We start from the raw sequence: 19,885 nt of genomic DNA on the forward strand, positions 1-19,885 counted from the left end.
GAACCGTCAACGCGGCCGTCCCGTCACACTCGCCCGAGCCGGATCCCATTCAATGGCTCGTTAAACACCCCGAGCAGACACGGCTTGAAATGGCTCATGATTGAAACAGATCTTGGCCACCACTCGGACGACGCCTTGCGGACGCCACTCGTCCCGATTTACAGCGCAGTCGCGTGAGGGCAGAGATCACCATGAAGTGATCGAGGGCTTAACCGGCCTTTTCAAGGTGCAACGACTTCAGTTAGATTGAGCCGCGGTACGGATGGCCATGGCCGTTCACCTGCAGTAACGGAAACTTAACGTGGGGAGAAGCATGCCCGAGAGGTCCGATCGCCATCTCGTTGTCGTCAACGAAGAGGAGCAGTACTCAATCTGGCCCGAGGGAAGGACTCTCCCGGCCGGCTGGCGAGCCGTGCAGGGGCCTGCTCCGAAAGAGCAGTGCCTGGAATACATTGAAACGCACTGGACCGACATGCGGCCTTTGAGTCTGCGCCGCGCGATGGCGGACGAGAGGCGCGCGTCGGACGCGGCGGAGACGCCCGCCCAGGGGGAGCCCGCTGTTCATGGCTGATGGTGAGTCATCTCCGCAGCATGCATCTGCGGAGCGAGCCACGCTGACAGCGCAGGACATTGCCCACCTGCTCGATCCAAAGCGTTCCGAACCTGCAATTGTGGAGATTCAGGGTGAACCCTGGATCGGCAAGACCCGGCTGTTGCAGCAGCTTCTCGGGACAGCGAGACGGCAGGGCTGGGCCGTCGCCCACGCCGCGGCAGACCCCCCAGCGAGTGCTTCTCCCTACCAGCTCTTCTCCGATGCCTTCGAGGAGACTCTGTCCGAACGTACCGACGCGGTACTCGAGGCCGTACCAGAGGTCTACCGGCACGTCCTCAGCCCCGTGTTTCCCACCCTCCACCGGAAGGCCGACTCCGATCCCGCGCCCTCCCCGCCACCCGCACCCGCAGGAGCGGTGGGTTCGGCGCTGCGCCAGGCGTTACGTGGGCTGGCCGGAGGAAACGGCCTGGTGCTGGCGCTGGACAACGCCCACTGGGCGGACCCGGCCTCGCTGGACCTGCTGGAGAGCCTCGTGCGGAGGCCACCCCATGTCCGGCTGCTGATCGTGGTCGCGCACCGGAACCGGCAGTCGCCGCTGGGCCTGCGGGGACTCCTGGCATCCGTTCCCGGATCACACAGGATCGCACTCGGTCCCCTTCCCGACCAGGAGCTGGCCGCGCTCTTGCCGAAGGGAACCGCGCGACCGGTGCGCAGGGCCCTCCTCAGCCGTGCGGCGGGTAATCCGGGACTGTTGGCGGCCCTGTTGACCTCCTCTGACGCCCACGAGGGGACCGTGCCCGAGAACTCGGGACTCGCGCCGTTCGCCCGCTTCCTGGACGAGTTCCGCACCGTGTCCTCCGACGGGTGGCTCGCCGCGCAGTACGCCGCCATCCTGGGCGACAGGTTCACGCTCCAGGAAATGCAGTCCATAGCCGCTCTGCCCACCGAACGCCTTGCGCGGGCCGTCACAGAACTTCTGCGCGAGGACATCATCCGGCTCTGCGAGATCCCGGGCACCTACCGTTTCCGCCATTCCGTACTGCGCGCGACGGTGTATCACACCACCGGCGACGAATGGCGGCTGGCCGCGCACTCCGCAGCCACCCAGCTCATGCGACTGCCCGCCCCGTGCGCTCATCCGGGACTGGAACCGATGCCGACCCGGACGCCGGTGTCCGACCAGGTCCGATCAAGACTGCTACCGAGAGACTCCGGCCATTCCCTCGCGGATGAGACCAGGCTCTACAAGCAGCGCATCCGCACGGGTAAGGCGCTGGTTGTCGCGGGCCGGCCGAACGAAGCCCTGGACATCCTCGATCGGACCTCGCGGCCCGGCATTGATGTTCCACTCATCGTCCGTGCGGAGGCAGCCGAGTGGCGGGCCTGGGCCCAGCGTCTGCTGGGCAGGCATGCCCTCGCCGAGTCGCTGCTCGAAACAGTGCGAGCAGATGTGGCCGCCGAACCCGAGGCGCTCGCGCTGGTGGAGCTGGCACGACTGGCGGCCATGCTGGAACGGGGAAGCCTGCCCGACGGTGAACCGCCCGCCGTACGGTGGGCCACCGGACAGCGCGACCCGCTGGCCCGTGCATACGCCAGGGCTCTGCTCGGTGCCCAGGAGGCGGACTCCGGCCGCACCGAGCAGGCCTCCATCCGGCTCCGTGAGGTCGCCGACCTGCTCGACGGTCTGGACGACATCACCCTCATCGGACGGCTCGACGCTCTCTACTGGCTGGCCAGAGCCCAGGCGCGTCTGGAGCAGGATGCCGAGGCGGTACGCCACTTCGAGCGGGGTCTCGGCATCGCAGCGGCGTATGAGCTCGAGTATCTGATCCCGCAGTTCGCCACCGGGCTCGCCGAGGTCTGCCTACGTCTCGGGCGAATCGACCTCGCGATGGAGTCGGGACGCCAGGCGGTCCGCGCCGCGGACCGGATCGGGGGTGACTGCCTCATGGCCGAGGCCGGTGCCGGGCTGGCCCGGGCCACCTGGATCAGCGGCGACCAGGCCACTGCCCGAGGCATGGCACACAGGGCCACAGAACAGTCGGAGGCGTGGCGAGAGCCATGGGCGGACCGGGTGCGCCTGTCCCTGCTCGAAACGACGTTCGGCGCTGACGATCAGGAGCTGCGCAACGGGATTCTGTCCATGGGGACGGTGCAGCGCGCCGCCGCGTTCCCGGTTGCCGCGCTGGTCCCGGCCGTCGGTGAGGTCCTTGCCCGACTGGAGTCGGAGGGGAACGGATCGGACGCGGAGGCGGGGCGGTGGGCGACGGCAGCCGAAGAGGCCGCCGGCCCACTGCAACTGCCGGGAGCCACCGGACTGGCGCTGCTGGCCCGCGCGCACCAGCACCGGAGCACCGATCCGCTCCTGGCCGCCGTCTTCGCCGCGAGCGCGGTCGTGACGCTGACCCGGGCGGGGCGGCCGCTCGACGTGGCCCGCGCGCACCTGGCTGCTGCGGGAGCCTGGACCGTCATCGACCCCGCGCTGGCACACAGCCAGCTCGACGAAGCACGGCTGTTGCTCGACCGGCACGGGGCACACGGCTATCTGGAACACCCCGTCAGCCTGGCCGCGAACAGACCCCGCCGGTCGGTCGACGCCCAGCTGACCCGTCTGAGTGGCCGGGAACGCGAAATCTCGGTGCTGGTCAGCGACGGCTACACCAATCAGCAGATCGCCCGCGCGCTCAAACTGAGTCACAAGACGGTGGAGACCCATCTCGGCCGTATCTTCAAGAAACTCAAAGTGGGTTCGCGAGCCCAGGTCGCTGCCTGGATCAGCCAGGCGACCAGGGCCACGGGCACACAGTTGTCCGGCTGACCAGACAAAACGACGCTCGGATCAGATCGTGTGGCAACGCGCCCCTACCGGAGGTACTTGCCTGCATCGACGCATTCCTTGACCGCTGCCCGCGCAAGCGTAAGAGAAACTGTCAGCGCCAGCTTTATCGGAGCGATAACCGGCGCACCCGCAGCTTCGCCCAAGTTTCGACCCCCGTATTTCTCCACGAAACTCGGACGACGGGTATTCGGCGGATTCCGCGACGGAAATCAGGACGTTCCGGCGGCGGCGTCCCGCTGGTTTTTCATGCGGCCGCGTGCGGCAGCGCCCCGACGGTGTCAGGGCGCTGTCCGTCGTTCGCGGAACGAGAAGAGATCCCGTTCGGGTGTGCCAAGGGCCCAGCGCGCGCTGCCCCGTCGTCGGTCAGGCGCACAGATCCGCGAGGAACGCGTCCATCAGGTCCTCCGGAGCATCCATGAACCGGTAGTGCGGTCCTTCCAGAACCCTGAAGGTGGTCTCTCCGCAGTCCGCCCAGGAGTTCATCAGCCGGTGGTCGACCTCCACGTCCTGGTCCCATCCCAGCGCGGTGATGGGGCAGGGCAGGCGGACGGGCTCCTCCGGGTGGTAGCGCTTGTTGGTCTCCACATCCGCCCGCAGAATCTCCAGGCTCAGCTCGACGAGGTCAGGATGCGGCTTACCGCCCAGCTGCACGATCAACGTGTGGACCTCGTCGGCCAGTTCGGCGTCGGACATCTTCAGGAAGCGGCCGTGCGGACCATGGTGCGGAGCGACCTGTGAGGAGACGAACAGCCGGTCCGGGGTGGGATATCCGCGCTCCAGCAGTCGGACTGCGGTCTCGTAGCCGGGCAGCGCGGAGCCGCAGTGACCGAAGATCCCGAACGGGCGGTCCAGGTACGGATGCAGTACCTCGACGAGATCATCGGCGAGGGCCTCGTACGTCTTGTACGACTCCTCCCGGAAGCGGTTCTCCCGGCCGGGAAGCTGGATCGGGACGATCTCCAAGTCGCCCAGGAATCGCGGCCACTTGCGGTACATGCTCGCCCCGCACCCGGAGTAGGGCAGGCAGAACAGGCGTGAGGCACTTTCCTGTGACGGCTCGCGCAGGAACCACTTCGAGGCGCTCACTTGACCAGCTCCGTCTGCGAACGGACGGCTGCCGCACGAGGCTTGGCGATCATCGGCATGTGCTTGATGCCGGCGACGAAGTTGGAGTGCAGGTGCTCCACCTCGCCCGCGAGCTCGAAGTCGTCGAAGCTCTCGAAGAGCTCGGTGAACAGGATCTTCATGGTCATCCTGGCCACCGTGTGGCCCACGCAGTAGTGCGGACCGCTACCGAAGGCCATGTGCCGATTGGGCTTTCGGCGGATGTCGAAGGTGAAGGGGTCCCCGAACACCTCCTCGTCACGGTTGGCCGAGCCCAGCCAGACGACGACGGCATCGCCCGCCCGGATCTTCTTGCCGCGCAGCTCGATGTCCTGCAGCGCATAGCGCATGAAGTGGTTGGTCGGCGAAGACCAGCGCAGCGCCTCGTCCACGCCTGTGTTCAGCAACTTGGGGTCCGCACGCCATTCGTCCAGCGCCGGGGTGCCGACGATCTCGGCCATCGCACCGGTCGGGACGAACGGCGTGGTGACGTTGGCGCCGAGGATCAAGCTGTAGCAGTTCGACAGGATAGCGCCGGTCTCCAGACTGCGGCCGTCGATCTCCATGCCCAGCAGCAGGCTGATGAGGTCGTCGCCGAGGTTGTTGCGCCGCTCCCGCAGAATGTCGTGGAAGTAGGCGAACAGTTCCCGGTGTGCCTCCTTCAGCGTCTCGTCGGCGCCGTTGGGGCCCGCGAACTCCGGGTCGTCCGGGGCGATCGACATCGTCGTCAGCTGGGTCAGTCGGGGCCAGTCCGCACGTGGCAGGCCCATCATCGTGCCGGCAGCGGTCATCGGCAGCGTCATCATCGACCCGGCGAAGTCGAACTGCTCCCCGCTCAGGGCAGGTTCCAGGAGTCGGCGCACCTCGCCGGTGACCGCTTCCCGGTACTTCTCCACCTGCTTGTTCGTCAGCGCCCGCTGCATGGGGGCCCGCATCCGGGTGTGCCGGGGCGGATCGGTTGCGGCCATCTGCCGACCGCGCGCCGGGTCCTCCTTGCCCAGCAGGAAGAGCATCGTGCCGCGCTGGGAGGTGAACAGCGTGTGGTCGCGCAGGACGAGGTCGGCATCGTCGAACTTGGTCACCGACCAGAACCCCAGAGTGTCGTCGACCTGCTGCCAGCGCACCGGGTCGCGCCGGCGCATGGCGTTCCAGATGGAGTGCGGGTCGCCCTTCCCGTAGAGGACGGAGTCGGTCAGATCGACGGATTCGAGGTCGATCTGCTCCGGGTCCACCGGCTGGCTGAGCTTCATTTCGGATGGTCTCCCTGTCTCAACGGCGGTTCAGGCGGTCGTCTGGCTGTCGAGCTCTTCGGCCAGTTCGGCGACGGTCGGGCGCAGGTAGAGGGTGCGTGCGGACAACTCCACGTCGAAGCGGTCCTGCAGACGCCCCAGCAGGTCGGCCGCGATGAGTGAGTGGCCGCCCAGTTCGAAGAAGTCGTCGTCCATACCCACCGGTTCGACGCCCAGCAGGTCGGCCCACTCCTCGGCCACGGCACTCTCCGTGACCGTACGGGCGGCCAGGTACTCGGTGGTGAGCGACCGGGCGGCCCGGCGGGCAGTGGGCAGGGCCGCCCGGTCCACCTTGCCGTTGCGGTTCATTGGCAGCTCGGGCAGTGTCAGGATGGCCCACGGGACCATGTAGCCGGGCAGTTCGCCTCGTAGCCACTCCCGCAACCGTTGCCCCAATGCGGCCGGACTGTCGTCCTCGGGCCGCTCGGCGGTGATGTAGGCGAGCAGCCGCTTGCCGGAGGCACCGTCGCTCTGGGCCACGACGACGGCCTGGCGCACGTCCTCATGCCGGTCGAGCACGGTCTCGATCTCGCCCGGCTCCACGCGGTAGCCCTGCACCTTGATCTGCCGGTCGGCCCGGCCCAGGAACTGCAACGTACCGTCGGGCCTGCGGGATACGAGGTCCCCGGTGCGGTACAGGCGCGCACCGGGGTCCGCGGCGAACGGGTCGGGGACGAAGCGCTCCGCGGTGGCACCCGGCCGGCCCGCGTACCCGTGGGCCAGCCCCTCGCCGCCCGCGTACAGCTCGCCCGGCACACCGACCGGCACCGGCCGCAGCTCCGGGTCCAGCACCAGGGCGCGGGTGCCGCTGATGGGCTTACCGAGCGGGACGAAGTTTCCGGCCGGGGGCTCGGCGGAGGTCCAGCAGGTGGTGAAGGTGGTGTTCTCGGTGGGCCCGTAGCCGTTGGTGAACACCAGCCCGGGGTGGGCGCTCAGAAGACGCCGTACATGCATCGGAGAGACCACATCGCCGCCGGCCACCACATGGCGCAGACCCGCGAATGCGTCCAGATGCTGGTTGACCATCTGGTGGAAGAGACCCGCGGTCATCCAGGCGACGGTCACCTTGTTGTCCACGAGGGTGGCGGCGAGCTGCTCGGTGGAGAGCGGACCCGGCGGATGGACGACCATGCGCCCCCCGTTGACCAGCGGCGCCCACAGCTCGAGGGTCGAGGCGTCGAAAGCCACCGGAGCCAGCTGAAGGAAGACGTCCTGCGGACCGAATTCGGCCCAGTCGGGCTCGACGACGAGCCGGGAGACGGCTGCGTGCGGAACGCGGACACCCTTGGGAGTCCCGGTCGATCCGGAGGTGAAGCTGACGTACGCCATCGCGGTGGGCGCCACTTCGACGCCGACCGGTGACACCGCGTTCTGGACGGCCGCGGTCAGCGGCAGCACGGTGATGCCCGCGGGCACCGAGGCGGCGTACTTGTCCTGTGCCAGCACAGGACCGACACCGGCGTCAGCCAGCGGTTGGCGCAGCCGCTGGGCCGGGAGGTCCGGCTCGAACGCGGCATATGCGGCCCCGCACTTGAGGATGGCCAGGAGGGCGACGACGAGCTCGGACGACCGCTCGGCGAGGACACCGACGACCCGGCCGGGGCCCACGCCCTCCTGTTGCAGGCGCAGGGCGAGCCGGTCGGCGCGAGAGGTGAGTCCGCGATAGGTCAGCTCCGCTCCGGCGCAGCTGACGGCGACCGCTTCCGGAGTACGTTCCGCCTGCTCCTGGATCAGCAGGTGCAGCGGACGGGCGGGCACGGGAGCTCGGCCCGTACCGGCCTGGGCGCCCACCAGCACCAGGTCGTCGGCGGTGGCGAGCGGGAGCACCGACAGCGGCACGCCGGCGTCGGCCGAGGCGGTCCGGTGCGCGGTGTGCAGCAACCCGGTGAACCGCTCGGCGTCCGCCTCGGTGTACCGCCCGGCGCCGGCGGTCGCCCGCCACCGGGCGGGCCCGGCCTCGACAGTCAGCCCGGAAGCAGTTCCCTCGGGCTCGGTGTCCCATACGAACCGGACATCGGCCACCGTTGACCGGTCCTCGTCCGCACCCTCCGGGTCCCGGGCGAGAGCCGCCAGGGCCGCGTCCGCCTCAGCGATCAGGGTGGCCGGCGTCGGGTCCTGGGACACGTCGAACGACAGGACGCCTACGACGTCGGCGTCCTGGTAGGCGACTTGCACCGTCTCCTGCAGCGTGCACCGGTGCAGGACCGCGACCACGCAGGCCACGGCGGTCGCGGGCTCCCCGGCGAACACCTCGCCCTGCGGACCGCCCGGCACATGCCCCTGCGGTTCGGCCATTGCTGTCATGAGTTCTCCTTGGAGAGGGCGGACGCGGCCGGGGCGGCACCACGGCGCCGGCGCAGGGCGGACCGATCGGCACGCTGGATGGGGGCCACGGCCTCACTGGGCTTGGCGAGTTGCTCGTCCACGTACGCCGCGACGGCTGCGATGGTCGGCGACTCGAAGAGCAGGCCGAGCGGTACGTCGACGCTGTATTCCTGGCGCACGGTGTCCATGACCTCGGAACCGAGCAGCGAGTGCCCGCCGAGTGCGAAGAAGTCGTCGTGGACACTGACCCGGTCCACGCCGAGGGCCGCCGACCAGATGACGGTGAGCCGGCTCTCGGTCTCGGTGGAGGGCTCCCGGTACGCCTCGGCCGCAGCGGCCGCGAGGTCGGGGTCCGGGAGGGCCGCCGGGTCGGCCGCACCCGCGCGGCCGGTGGGGAAACCGGGGACGAGCAGAACGTGGTCGGGAACCGCGTGGGCGGGCAGCCGCTGCTGCAGATGGCGACGCAACCTCGTCACCGCGGCCCGTTCCCGGGTGACAGTCAGCGGGTCGTTGTACAAGGTGTCCTGCGGGGCCGTCGTGGTGCCGGCCGCCACCCGGCTGCCGAAACCGGACGGCAGCAGCTCGGCGGGGCTCGCCTGCGAGGTTCCGGTGACCTCCGCGCGGGTGAGCAGCACCTGGACAGTGCCGTCGGACGCGTTCTCGGCGCACTGCACCAGGGCGGTGTAGCCGGCCTTCTCGGCCAGCCCCGCGAACAGATGCGGATCCACCGCCCCGCCGGGCTCCGCGCGGCGGGGGGCGAGCGCCGCCGCGGTGTCGGAGACAGTGGAAGTGCGGCCTGCCATCAGGTCCGAGAAGGCGCGCAGCCGGGTGTGGACGCGGCTGTCCGGCACGGCGGCGAGCAGCACCCGCCGGGGGGCCCGCTCCCGCAGGAGCTCGGTCACGGCGTAGGAGGTCAGGCCGTCCGTCTGCCAGTCGAGGGTGAGGTCGGCTACGCCGGGTGGCACCTGCTCGCCGACCCGCAGCACCACGTCGTAGCGGTACGCCCCCAATTCATTGCGATGGCGTCCGAGCCTGGGGAGCAGATGGACCTCACCGACCCCGGACATTCGCTCGGCGAGGTGGGTGAAGTACCGCGGATCCAGGGCCAGTTCCTGCTCCTGGCCGACGCGAGCGGTCAACGCCTGACACAGCGGGCCGGCGGGGTCCGTGGTCTGGAAGCGGTCCAGCTGCCCTGGCAGATGAAGGGCGCCGAGCAGCGGGAGGCTGCGTACCGAACCGAGGTAGATGTGGCCGCCGGGGCGCAGTAGCCGCACGGCTCCGTCCAGGACCCGCTCCAGGTACCGCGCACTGGGGAAGTACTGGATCACGGAGTTGAGCACGACGGTGTCGAAGCTGCCCGCGGCGAGACCGTCGTAGTCGTCGGCGGCTCGCTCCAGGAGCTCGACGTCGTCGACCTTGCTGGCGAGCCAGTCACGATGGTCACGGATGTGCTGCAGTGCGTAGGCGGAGAGGTCCGTACCGGTGTACGAGGTGCAGCGTGGTGCCAGCCGGAACAGCAGCCCACCGGTCTTGCAGCCGATCTCCAGCACGTGAGCCGGCTCGAGCGCGAGAATCTGCCGAAAGGTGGTGTCGGCCCATTCACGCATTTCGGCGGCGGTGAGGTATTCACCGGTGTGCGGGCTGTTCCAGCCACCCGCATTGAGTGTCGGATCGTCTTCGGCGGCGCGCGTGGAGTAGATCTCCGCGAACCTGGCGCGATCCGTGATGCCGCTGTCCGGGTCGTCTTCCGTGCACAGGGAAACATGGGCGATCAGGCCGGGTTGCTCGTCGCCCGGGCGTGCGGTGAGCATGGCTCGCTCGACGCCTGACGCGCCGTGCAGCACCGCCTCGACCTCGCTCGGTTCCACACGGTGGGTGCGTACGCGGATGTCGTCGCCCAGCGGATCGAGAGTGCCGTCGGGAAGGCGGCGTACGCGCTGATGGGTGCGTATCAAGCGGGCGGCGCCTTCGCGCAGCGGGTCGTCGGCCAGCAGCAAGTGGTTCTCGTGCGGCCTGCCCAGGTACCCCTGGGGCAGCGGGGCACCGCCCAGCCAGAGTTCGCCCGGCACACCGATCGGTACCGGCAGGCCCGCCTGGTCCAGGATGCGCAGCGTGGCACCGGACTCGGGGGGACCGGCCGCAGAGGTGAGGACGTCAGGGCGGCTCTCGGCCTCGAACCGCTGGGCGATGATGTCCAGCGCCGCGTGGGCGGGGCCGTACTGGAGATGGACCCGGCAGCCGGGAGCGACCGCGCGCAACCGGACGGTGAGGGCGGGCCAAGGACGCTCGTCGCGCAGGACAACCTGGCGCAGGGCGGCGGGCACCTCGTCGGCGTCGAGCAGCGCGGCGAGTTCGGAAGGGGCACACCGCAGGACGGTGACCGCCGCGCGGGACAGGGTCCCGGCCAATGCGGCGGGCTCGTCGCTGTCGGCGATGGCCAGGGCTGCTCCGGCCGCCGGGGCCCAGAGGAACTCCCATGGCGAGAGGTCGAATCCGGCTCCGGTGGACAGCGCAGTGTGCTCTCCGCCGTCCTCACCGCCCCCGTCCAGCCAGGTGGCGGCGGCCCAGCGGAGCCGATGGGCGACGCCGGCATGGGTGTTGACCAGGCCTCGCGGCGTGCCGTCCGGCGCGTGGACGTAGTTGACGAACGCGGCCTGCTCCGGTGCCGGGGCGGCTGCCGGGCTGTCGGCGGGCCATCGCGCCAGATCCGCCGTGACATCGACTGAGCCGACCATGTGGTCCAGTCCGTCCGGCCCCTCGCCGTCGAGAAGGACGAGTCCGGTGGAGCAGTCCAGCAGGACTTCGTTGATGTCGGACACCGGATGGCGGGGGTTGAGGGGGACGGCCGTACCGCCGGCCTTGAGTACGGCGAGCAGTGAGACGACGAGGTGGCCGGAGGGGGGCATACAGACCGCGACGGGCTGGCCCGGGGTCACGCCCAGGTCTCTCAGCCACCAGGAGAGCCGATTGGCGCGTTCGTCCAGATCCCGGAAGGTGAGGTCGCCGTCGCGGTGGCGGACGGCGACCGCGTCCGGGCGCAGTCGTGCCTGTTCCTCGACGAGCGCAGGAACGGTGGCGCGGGCGTCCGCCCGTACCGGGCGCACATCACTGGCGTCCCGCAACAGCGTCAGCTCGCGCTCACCGACGACCGGCAGGCAGGTGGCAGGCACGTCCGGGTCCTTGCCTGCCCCGTCCAGGACCGTGCGCAGAGAGTCCAGCATGCGGAGCACGATGTCCTCGGTGAAGACGTCGGTGGCGAAGTAGACGGTGCCCGTGATGCCGCCGTCGTCGGCGGGTGACAGGTCCACCTCGAGGTCGAAACGCGCCGTGTTGTTGCTCAATGCCTCGATGGAGATGGAGAGTTCGGGCATCTCGACACTCGAGCGCGGCTCGTTGTGGAAGCCGAGTTGGTGCCGGACGAGAGGCACCCTGGCGAGCGTGTCGCGTTCAGGGCCGACGACCTCGACGATCCGCTCGAAGGGCACGTCCTGGTGGTCGTAGGCGCCCAGGCAGACGTCCCGGGCCTGCCTGACGAGGTCGCGGTAGGTCGGCGCCCCCGAGGTGTTCATGCGCATGGCGACCTCGTTGACGAAGCAGCCCGCGAGGTGTTCCAGTTCGGCGTGCCTGCGCCCGGCGACGGCACAGCCGATGACGATGTCGTGCTGGCCGCTCCAGCGTGAGAGCACCACTGACTGAGCCGCGATCAGCGCCATGTACGGAGTGGCCCGTTCGGCCTCGGCCAGGTCGGTGATGCGGCGGACGATCTCGGGGGCGATCCGGTACTGGAGAGTGCCGCCGTTCCAGGTCAGCTCGGCCGGCCGGGGCAGGCCGGTGGCGATGTCCACCAGGCGGGTCTCGGCGAGTTGCTCACGCCAGTAGTCGAGCTGGCGCCCCACCGCCGACTCGTTCATCCACTCGTGTTGCCAGGCGGCGAAGTCACCGTACTGGATCGGGAGTTCCGGAAGGTTTGGGGTGTCGCCGCGCAGGTGGGCGCTGTACCGCTCCCCCAGTTCACGGATCAGGACGTTGAGCGACCAGCCGTCGGTGGCGATGTGGTGCTGGCAGATCAGCAGCAGATGCTCGTCCGCAGCCAGTCGCAGCAGGACCGGCCGCAACATCAGATCGCGTTCGAGATCGAAGGGCCGGTCCGTCTCCGCCTGACAGCGCCGCCGAGCCTCGGTCTCCCGCGTCCCGGCGGGCAGGTCCGTCAGGTCGACCAGGGGCAGTTCGATGGCGGCGAAGGGGCGAACGGCCTGTACGGGCACGCCGTTGACCTGCCCGTAGGTGGTGCGCAGCACCTCGTGCCGGTCGACGATCTCGCCCAGGCAGCGATGCAGCAGCTCCGCGTCGAGCCGGCCGCGCAGCCGGGCGGCACCCGCGACGTTGTAGAGGGTCGCCTCGGGCTGCAGCTGGTTGAAGAACCAGATGCGTTGCTGTGCGGAGGACAACGGCATGGCACCACGGTCGCCGCTGTACGGGCTGATGCGGCTGTGCGCGGCGGCCGGTAGCCGGCGGTCCAACAGACGGTCGAGCAGTTCCCTTTGTTCGGCTGTCAGCGTTGCCGGTCGCATGAGGGCCTCACTCTTCGGTGACGGTACGGAGGAGATGGCTGGTTCGATGGCCGGGACGGCCGTGGACACAGCCGCGGGAGGGACGTGCCCGCGCCCCCTCACCGCTGTCGCGGGCGGTACTCGGGACGGTGGGCCGGTGTGGGAGTCGCGACGGCACCGAGCAGGTCCGCCACATCGGCGCTCAGCCGCGCCAGCACCTCAGTCACGTTGTCCTGGACGAAGAAGTGCCCGGAGGCGAAGGTGTACGTGGCGAAATCGCCGTTGCTCTCCGCACGCCAGTGCGCGGCGCGGTCGGGGCGCACACCCGAGTCCGAGCGGCCCAGGTAGACCCGCACCGGGCAGCCCAGTGGCCTGTCCTCGGCAGGCGGCCGGGTCGCCAGGACCGTCAGGTCCGCGCGCAGCGCCGGCACCAGCATCCGCATGTAGTCCTCATCGGCGAGGAGTTCGGGCGGGGTGCCGCCCATGTACCGCAGGAAGTCACGGACCCCCTCCTCGGTGAGCCACCGGGCGTAGTCCTTGCGCGGGGTCAGACGCGGCGCCTCGCAGGCCGCGGCGATCATGAGGTCGGGGGTGAAGCCCCGCTCACGGCCGAGTGCGCGGCACAGTTCCGCACCGACAGTGGCCCCCATGCTGTGGCCGAAGATCACCAGCGGGCGGTCGGTCAGCGCGGCCACCTCCTCACTCAGCGGCCGCAGGATCTCCTCCATCGAGTGCACCGCGGGCTCGCCCATCCGGCTCCCGCGACCGGGCAGTTCCACTGCGAGCACTCCGATGTCGGCCGACAGCAGTTGAGACCACCGCCGGAACGTGTGGGCCGCGGTGCCGGCACCCGGGAGGCAGAGCACACGCACTGCGACGTGCTCACTGTGCGACCAGTCGCGCAGCCATGTCATCGGAAGTCCCCTTCACATCACAGCGGGTCCGGACGTGCCGGACACCGAATTCCAGCTTCGCGACGGCGGCCGGGAGTTGCAGTCAGGGGAGTTCCTGACAGGTGATCGCACGAGGGCGAGGATGCGGCTCCGGGGTGCCGCGATGTCCCCGGCCGATCGCCGCGATGCCTGGACCGACACCGCGGTCCGCTCGTCGGTCGTCACTCACCCAGGCACGGCAGGTCCGCCGTCCCGGCACCGGTCGCCCTGCCCACGGCCTCCAGGAGGGTCCGGATCCGGGTGCCGTCCAGGTCCGGCGGATTGAGCGCGGCACCGGGGCCGGACTGCACGGTGGGCCGCCGGATCCGGCGCGGACGCGTTCCGCTGCGACGGCCGGGCTCGGGTGGCCCCGTCGTCACGGGTGCGCCGCCGGTCGGATGGCGAGTGGTCCGCAGGCTCGGCTCCAGCGCTTCGGTGTCGAGCCGGCGGCGGACCGCAACCGCCGCCGGCACATGGGCGCGCCCGCCGGGGGCGATCGACCGGGCGCCTCCTTGCACGCGTCGGCGGTGAGTGAACGGCGTGTCCGGCACGGGATCCCCGGCTGCCCGGGCTCCCTCGATCGGGGCGTCGGCAGGCGCCGGCACCAACAGGGGCTCGGCGAGCCTCGCGAGGGCACCGTTCGCCGCGTCCAGGGCCGGAGCCGTTCCGATCCCCCGATCCTGGACCGCGCCGGTGATCCGGCCCGCCGAACGGGCCTGGCAGGTCGGCGAGCAGGTGGGGGCCGCCATGGCTCCCGCGTACGGGCGGCCGGAGAAGTCCGTCATACGGTCCGGGCACGTGCCGCAGAGCAGCCCTGCCTCGCGGGCCGAGCGGCAGACGACGACCAAGTCCGGGGATCGCTGCACGGTATCGGTGAGCAGGTCGGTCCGAGTGGCCGCCATGGGGCGAATCCGGGTCATCAGCACCCCTGTTGTCCGAGGGCGCGGCGAAGTCACACCCATTGCCTCCGGTAGAGACTGGCAACCTCACGGACTGTGCTGACAGTCGGGAACACTCCTGACATCCGGACGGCCGACGAGCCCACCGGCCATCGGTACGTTCTAGGGTCGCTGACACGATTCGCCGCCCCGCCGAAGGAGACTCCTTGACCGCGATATCCACCTTCTCCATCGCCAGTGCCTTCAACGGGCCCCCCGCCAGCGCCAACGGAGGCTACGCGTGCGGCAGGCTGGCCGAACTGGCCACGGCCGGAGGGCAGCTGACCGCCTCCGTCGCCGTGTCACTGCACCTTCCGGTCCCCATGGACACCCCGCTCACCTACCGTCCGGCCGGGAAACGCGGGCACGCCTGGCACGGTGAGGACGTGATCGCCTCGGTCACGGGCGGCAACGGCCCGCCTCCCGTGCTGGAGCTGGTGTCGGCAGCGGAGGCGAAGGCTGCCCAGGGCTCCTTCACGAGTGTCGGACACCCCTTCCCCACATGCTTCGTCTGCGGCCCGGAGCGGGCCGAGGGCGGTCTCGCCCTGCGCCCGGGAGGGGTCGAAGGCAAGCCGGGTACGGTCGCCTGCCTGTGGACCCCCACACCCGAACTCGCCGATGAACGGGGCGTGGTGCTCCCCGAGATCGTATGGAGCGCCCTGGACTGCCCCGGCGGCTGGACGACTGATCCAGTTCAGCGCCCCCAGCTCCTGGGCCGGATGTCCGCCCAGATCACCGAACTTCCGCTGTCAGGGGTCGAGTACGTGGTGGTCGGCAGGCTGGAGCACAGGGAGGAGCGCACGACAACCAATCTCACCGCGCTCTACGACGCGGCCGGGGGCAGGCTGCTCGCCCACGCCTCGGCGCAGTGGATCGCCATCGACACGAACGTATGACGGGAGCCGCGCAGAGTCGGTGAGGCCCTTCCCTCACCGGTCGGCGGGTGTTGAGCTGTCAGACGGTGAACGCCTTGGAGACCAGGGTGAATCCGGAATCCAAGGCGGCCCAGGTGACAGTCGCGGGGCGCTCCCCCTTCAGCGTTCCGCCCGGAAACCCGAGGGACTTCGCGAGCAGCCGCAGGTTCAGCGGTCCGTCACCCTTGACTTTCAGTTTCAGCTCAACGCCCTGGGCCGGTGGCGCGGCGTAGGTGAAGTCCCACCCCCAACGCCCCTTCGTGTCAGGCTTGTTGTTCTCTTCAGGCAGTTCGTCGCCGTCCACCGTCAGATCCTGCACGGAGGAGCCGCCCGCCGTGTCGGCGTACAGCATCAGCTGGCTGACCGTCCCGCCGACGGCGTTGATGCGCACCACGACTTCCCTCGATCCGGCGCCGCGCCGGGTGGACAGCACCCTCAGCTCCGGCGCCGGAGCGTCGACCAGCGGCGCAGGACCCGTACGCCAGTCCTCTGGTTCCTTCAGACAGGGGAACTGTCCGGTCACCGGCGCCGTACCGTCACCGACGTACTGTTCGAGCCAGGGGTGGTCGCCGAGTCCGGAGCTCACCCAGCGGGCCTTGTTCCGGTCACCGTCGACCACGTACAGCAGGCTGACTTGGGCAGGGTGTCGGCCGTCCACGCCGTCCCGCGCCACCCCGGCCACACACACGGCCACCCCCACCAGTGCCGCCACGGACGTCCATGCGACGAGGGGCCGGCCATGGAGGCGGCCGGCGAACGGGGCGACAAGGGGTGCCACGAAGACGGCCACCACGATGAGCGGCACCATGGCCAGGGCCAGTCCCAGCGCGTCGAAGAACAGCGCCGCGATGGGGACCAGCAGCCCGGCCCCGGGCACCGCTGCGAGCGCCGACAGAGGGTCCCGCCATGCCGAGTCACGCGGCAGCCGTGCCGCGAGCGCCAGGCCCACCGAGCCGGCCAGCGCGGGCCACACGAAAAGGTAGGAGGCGCCCGGCACCAGGACGGCGGTGACTACGGCCAGTGCGGTCAGCCAGCAGCTGACCGCCGCACTCAGTTCCAGGGCCCCGTGCCCGCGCCGCAGCACCGAGGCCCAGACCCAGACCGCCACCGCGACGAGCACCGCCAGGCCGAACGCGGTGAGCGCCGGCCGATACGGGTCGCCGAACACGAAGCCCCTGTAGTCCGGCCGGAAGAACGTCATGAGCTGCCAGCCCGTCCATCCGACCACAGCCGCTGTGAGCAGTGGCACGGGAACGGTCGCGGCCACGACCGCCACCGAGCGGCCCCGGATGGCCCGACGGCGCACCGCGAACCACGCTGCGGCCGCGAGCGCCGCCGCCGAGAGACCGGCCAGAGGCAGGACCAGGCCGCCCGGATAGCGCAGCAGCAGGCCGTCGAGCGAGAAGTAGGTGGCGTCCGTGCCCTCCGCGACCGCCGGGATGTCGGCGGCGGCAAGTTGCCGGGTCGCGGCCAGCACCGTGGAGCCCATGTCCTGCAGGGAGGCGCTGCTGGAATTGGCGAGGTTGTCGTGGGCGGTGTGGTAGTTCGCCGACGTGCCGATGTTGGCGAAGTTCATCCCGGTCAGGCCCGCCTCACGGAAGACCGTGAAGTCGGTGGCGTTGGGCAACCGCCGGTAGACCTCGTACGCGAGCGAGGTGGTGACCGGGACATGGTCACCGAGTGCCGGTACCAGTGCCCCGTTGTGCGCCCCGGTCTCGAACATCACCGTACGTCCGGACGTCCCTCTGGCGTCCAGATTGAGCACGACGGTCCGGTCCGCGGCGCCCAGGCCGCCGGAGGCGGCGAATGCGCGGGCGCCCATCAGACCGGCCTCCTCTCCGTCGGAGAACAGGAAGGTGATGTCGTTGCGCGGCGCGGGTCCCGCGCGCAGGGCCCGGACGGTCTCCAGCAGGGCCGCCACGCCGTGGGCGTCGTCGGTGGCGCCGGGGCCGTTCTCCGCGGAGTCGTAGTGCGCCACGACCAGAACTCGGCCGGTCGGGTCCGTACCGCGCATGGTGGCCTGGATGTTCTGAACCCGTGCGGCCGCGGCGTAGTCGGGAGCACGGTCGACACCGACCGACTCGCCGGTCTTGGGCGCGAGTCCCAGCCGGGTGAGTTCACGCACCAACCGATCGTGGACCTGGTCGTGCTCGACCGAGCCGATGGGGTGCGGCGCGGAGGCGATGTCCTCGACGTAGGCGTGCGCCCGGGCGGCAGAGAACTCCTTCGCCGGCGCGTCGGCGCGCAGGGGGTCGGGCGGTGTCGTCGTGCCGACCACGGTCGCCACGGCGATCAGGGCCACGACGGCGAGCAGGAGCAGCCCCGGAAGGCGCCGCCGCAGCGCGGGGGGCGCAGCCGATGGCCGGTGGGGCGTGTCGGGGGTCATGATCTCGCGAAGTGTCACTGGTCAGCCATTCCTGTGCTGGTGGGCGAGGTGCCGGCGCGCGTTCCGTGACGGGTCGTACCGCTCCGGCGGTTGCCCGATGCCGCGGTTCGTCAGCGGGGGCGGCGAGATGTGCGGGGCAATGGTGAGCAGGGGACGGCGAGGAGGACGGGCGGACTGAGGTGGTCGGCGATCGTGCCGACGGTGAGGCCGCCGGGTGACGCCGGGGCCGCCGGCCTGTCCGGTGGGATGAGCGACCCGCCGGAAAGAGAGCCGGAACAGCGCGCTTGGCTTCTTCGCCGGGGTGAGCCGGGGCATGAGGGCCCAGCCCAGCGGTCCGTATCCGAGGTCACCGGTCGCAGAGCACGGCGATGGCCATCACGGCGAGGCGCGCGAAGTTGAGTTCCTCCTTCCTGAGGTCATGGAGCGCACCCCGATGGTGGCAACGAACCAGACCCGGCAGGAGTCGGGGGAATCCCTCATGCCACCGACCAGGTGTCGGACCGGTCGGTGAGCACCTGGCGCCCGTGCGAGCTCACCGGCCTGAGGCAGGATCCCGCCGACGCCCGGAAGTCAGCCCCTCTCGGTGGAGCCGGTACCCACCAGCTCCGCCTCCTCGGAGGATTCCGCCGCGTCCGACGGAGCGGAATCCGGCTTCAGGCCGAACAGGCTGAGCATCGGACTCGTCATCGCCGTGGTGATCAGCGCTACGAGCGTCAGGATCGCCAGAAGTCTCCGGTCGATGATCCCCGCCTGGTATCCGATCTGAATGACCACGAGTTCGGTCAGCCCCCGGGCGTTGAGGAGCACCCCCAGAGTGAAGGCGGGGCGCCAGGGCATCCCCGTCATACGGGCCACCAGACCGGGTCCGATCACCTTGCCGACGACTGCCAGAGTGAGCAGTCCTGCCAGGGCGAGCAGTGACGGGACACCCCATTGCAGCGCTCCGAGATCGAGGGTGAGCCCGAAACCGAAGAAGAAGAACGGCAGCAGCACGGACGCGGCCGTACTCACCAGATGCTCGGCCGCCACCACGGCCTTGCGGTTGCCCTTGGGCCAGGCCACGCCGACGAGGAGCGCGCCGATGAGTTGATGCAGTCCGATGCTCGCGGTCAGCGCGGCCGTGCCGGTGACGAGCACGACCAGCAGCACCATCGTGGTGGTGCCGTCCTTGTCCTTCCCTGTCATCGACCACTTGACGAGGAATCGGCGCAGCGGGCCGAGGTAGAACAGCGTGATCGCCAACGCGGCCAGTCCGTTGACCAGCAGTCCGACCGGGCTCGAACCACGGGCGCCGGCCAGGATCGCCGCGAGGATCAACCAGCTGCCGCCGTCGCCCACCGCCGACGCAAAGAGACTGAGCCGCCCTACCGGGGTGCGGATGATCCCGAGGTCCGTGAGGATGCGAGCCAGCACGGGAAAGGCCGTGATGCTCAGAGCACAGCCCACGAAGAGCACGAAGGCGAGGGAGTGCACGCCGTCCTGAGCGTAGTCGAGCAGCAGGACCGCAGCCGCCGTACCCAGGGCGAAGGGCACCAGCATCGATGCCTGACTGATCAGCAAGGCCTGCGTCGCCGCCCCGCGAAGACGCATCCCGGACAGTTCCCGCCCCACTCCGAACATGAAGAGCACAAGCCCCAGTTGAGCCAGACCGTTCAGCAACTGCTGTACCGACTGAGGGAACAGCCAGTCGGCCGCGTCCGGAGCCAACCTGCCGAACAGTGAGGGCCCCAGGGCCAGGCCCGCACATATCTCACCCACGACCCGAGGCTGGCGCACCCACTCGGCCAGGACACCCCCCAGACGGGCTGCCGACAGAATGAGCGCCGTGGCAAGCAGGAAGTGTCCGGAAGTGTCCAGGCCGTGGCTGCTCGTCTTCCCCGTGGCGCCTTTCGACCAGTCTCCCGAGACCGTGGCGGCGATCACCGCGATCACCGCGAGAGGTAGGACACCCCCCACCGCCAGCGCCCCCCATGGGCGCCGCTTCTTCTCGTCGTCCGCACCGGGCAACCGCGTCATCACTCCCCCGCTCACCGTCACTTCACCTGTGCAGACTCC

The 19,885-nt window shown here is 70.0% G+C and carries 11 protein-coding genes; 3 read left to right on the forward strand and 8 right to left on the reverse strand.

The genetic code is table 11. The annotated features are described in order from the left end of the window. Positions 1-313 precede the first annotated feature (313 nt). Both RNB18_RS21495 and RNB18_RS21500 read left to right on the forward strand, forming a co-directional pair. Complete coding sequence (locus RNB18_RS21495) at positions 314-571, forward strand: MbtH family protein (RefSeq protein WP_311715721.1); 258 nt, start codon at positions 314-316, stop codon at positions 569-571. Continuing rightward, positions 564-3,371, forward strand: a complete 2,808-nt coding sequence (locus RNB18_RS21500; RefSeq protein WP_311715722.1) for an AAA family ATPase — start codon at positions 564-566, stop codon at positions 3,369-3,371. Before RNB18_RS21495 ends, RNB18_RS21500 begins: the two co-directional genes overlap by 8 nt. Before the next feature lie 384 nt (positions 3,372-3,755). Here RNB18_RS21500 and RNB18_RS21505 read toward each other — a convergent pair whose 3' ends face one another. The 6 genes from RNB18_RS21505 to RNB18_RS21530 form a co-directional block, all read right to left on the reverse strand. Beyond that, positions 3,756-4,478, reverse strand: coding sequence for a thioesterase II family protein (locus tag RNB18_RS21505; RefSeq protein WP_311715723.1), 723 nt, complete (start codon positions 4,476-4,478; stop codon positions 3,756-3,758). Then, complete coding sequence (locus RNB18_RS21510; RefSeq protein WP_311715724.1) at positions 4,475-5,746, reverse strand: cytochrome P450; 1,272 nt, start codon at positions 5,744-5,746, stop codon at positions 4,475-4,477. The genes RNB18_RS21505 and RNB18_RS21510 overlap by 4 nt, the downstream gene beginning before the upstream one ends. Positions 5,747-5,776: 30 nt before the next feature. Then, complete coding sequence (locus RNB18_RS21515) at positions 5,777-8,089, reverse strand: non-ribosomal peptide synthetase (protein ID WP_311715725.1); 2,313 nt, start codon at positions 8,087-8,089, stop codon at positions 5,777-5,779. Beyond that, positions 8,086-12,681, reverse strand: coding sequence for a condensation domain-containing protein (locus tag RNB18_RS21520; RefSeq protein WP_311715726.1), 4,596 nt, complete (start codon positions 12,679-12,681; stop codon positions 8,086-8,088). The genes RNB18_RS21515 and RNB18_RS21520 overlap by 4 nt, the downstream gene beginning before the upstream one ends. A gap of 98 nt (positions 12,682-12,779) precedes the next feature. Next, positions 12,780-13,574 carry a thioesterase II family protein gene (locus RNB18_RS21525; protein WP_311715727.1) on the reverse strand — a complete coding sequence of 265 codons (795 nt, stop codon included), beginning with the start codon at positions 13,572-13,574 and terminating at the stop codon, positions 12,780-12,782. 200 nt (positions 13,575-13,774) lie between these two features. Beyond that, on the reverse strand, positions 13,775-14,494 hold the full coding sequence (locus tag RNB18_RS21530) for a hypothetical protein (protein ID WP_311715728.1): 720 nt from the start codon (positions 14,492-14,494) through the stop codon (positions 13,775-13,777). 203 nt (positions 14,495-14,697) lie between these two features. Here RNB18_RS21530 and RNB18_RS21535 point away from each other — a divergent pair, with 203 nt between their 5' ends. Continuing rightward, complete coding sequence (locus RNB18_RS21535; RefSeq protein WP_311715729.1) at positions 14,698-15,426, forward strand: hypothetical protein; 729 nt, start codon at positions 14,698-14,700, stop codon at positions 15,424-15,426. A 58-nt stretch (positions 15,427-15,484) separates the two neighbouring features. On the opposite strand, the gene RNB18_RS21540 is transcribed toward RNB18_RS21535, so the two are convergent. Together RNB18_RS21540 and RNB18_RS21545 are read right to left on the reverse strand one after the other, a co-directional pair. Further along, positions 15,485-17,830: a M20/M25/M40 family metallo-hydrolase gene (locus tag RNB18_RS21540; protein ID WP_311715730.1), complete on the reverse strand. Its 2,346-nt coding sequence runs from the start codon at positions 17,828-17,830 to the stop codon at positions 15,485-15,487. 570 nt (positions 17,831-18,400) lie between these two features. Further along, positions 18,401-19,861 carry a cation:proton antiporter domain-containing protein gene (locus tag RNB18_RS21545; protein ID WP_311715731.1) on the reverse strand — a complete coding sequence of 487 codons (1,461 nt, stop codon included), beginning with the start codon at positions 19,859-19,861 and terminating at the stop codon, positions 18,401-18,403. Between the last annotated feature and the right edge of the window lie 24 nt (positions 19,862-19,885).

This window comes from Streptomyces doebereineriae (genome assembly GCF_031845645.1).
GTDB lineage: Bacteria > Actinomycetota > Actinomycetes > Streptomycetales > Streptomycetaceae > Streptomyces > Streptomyces canus.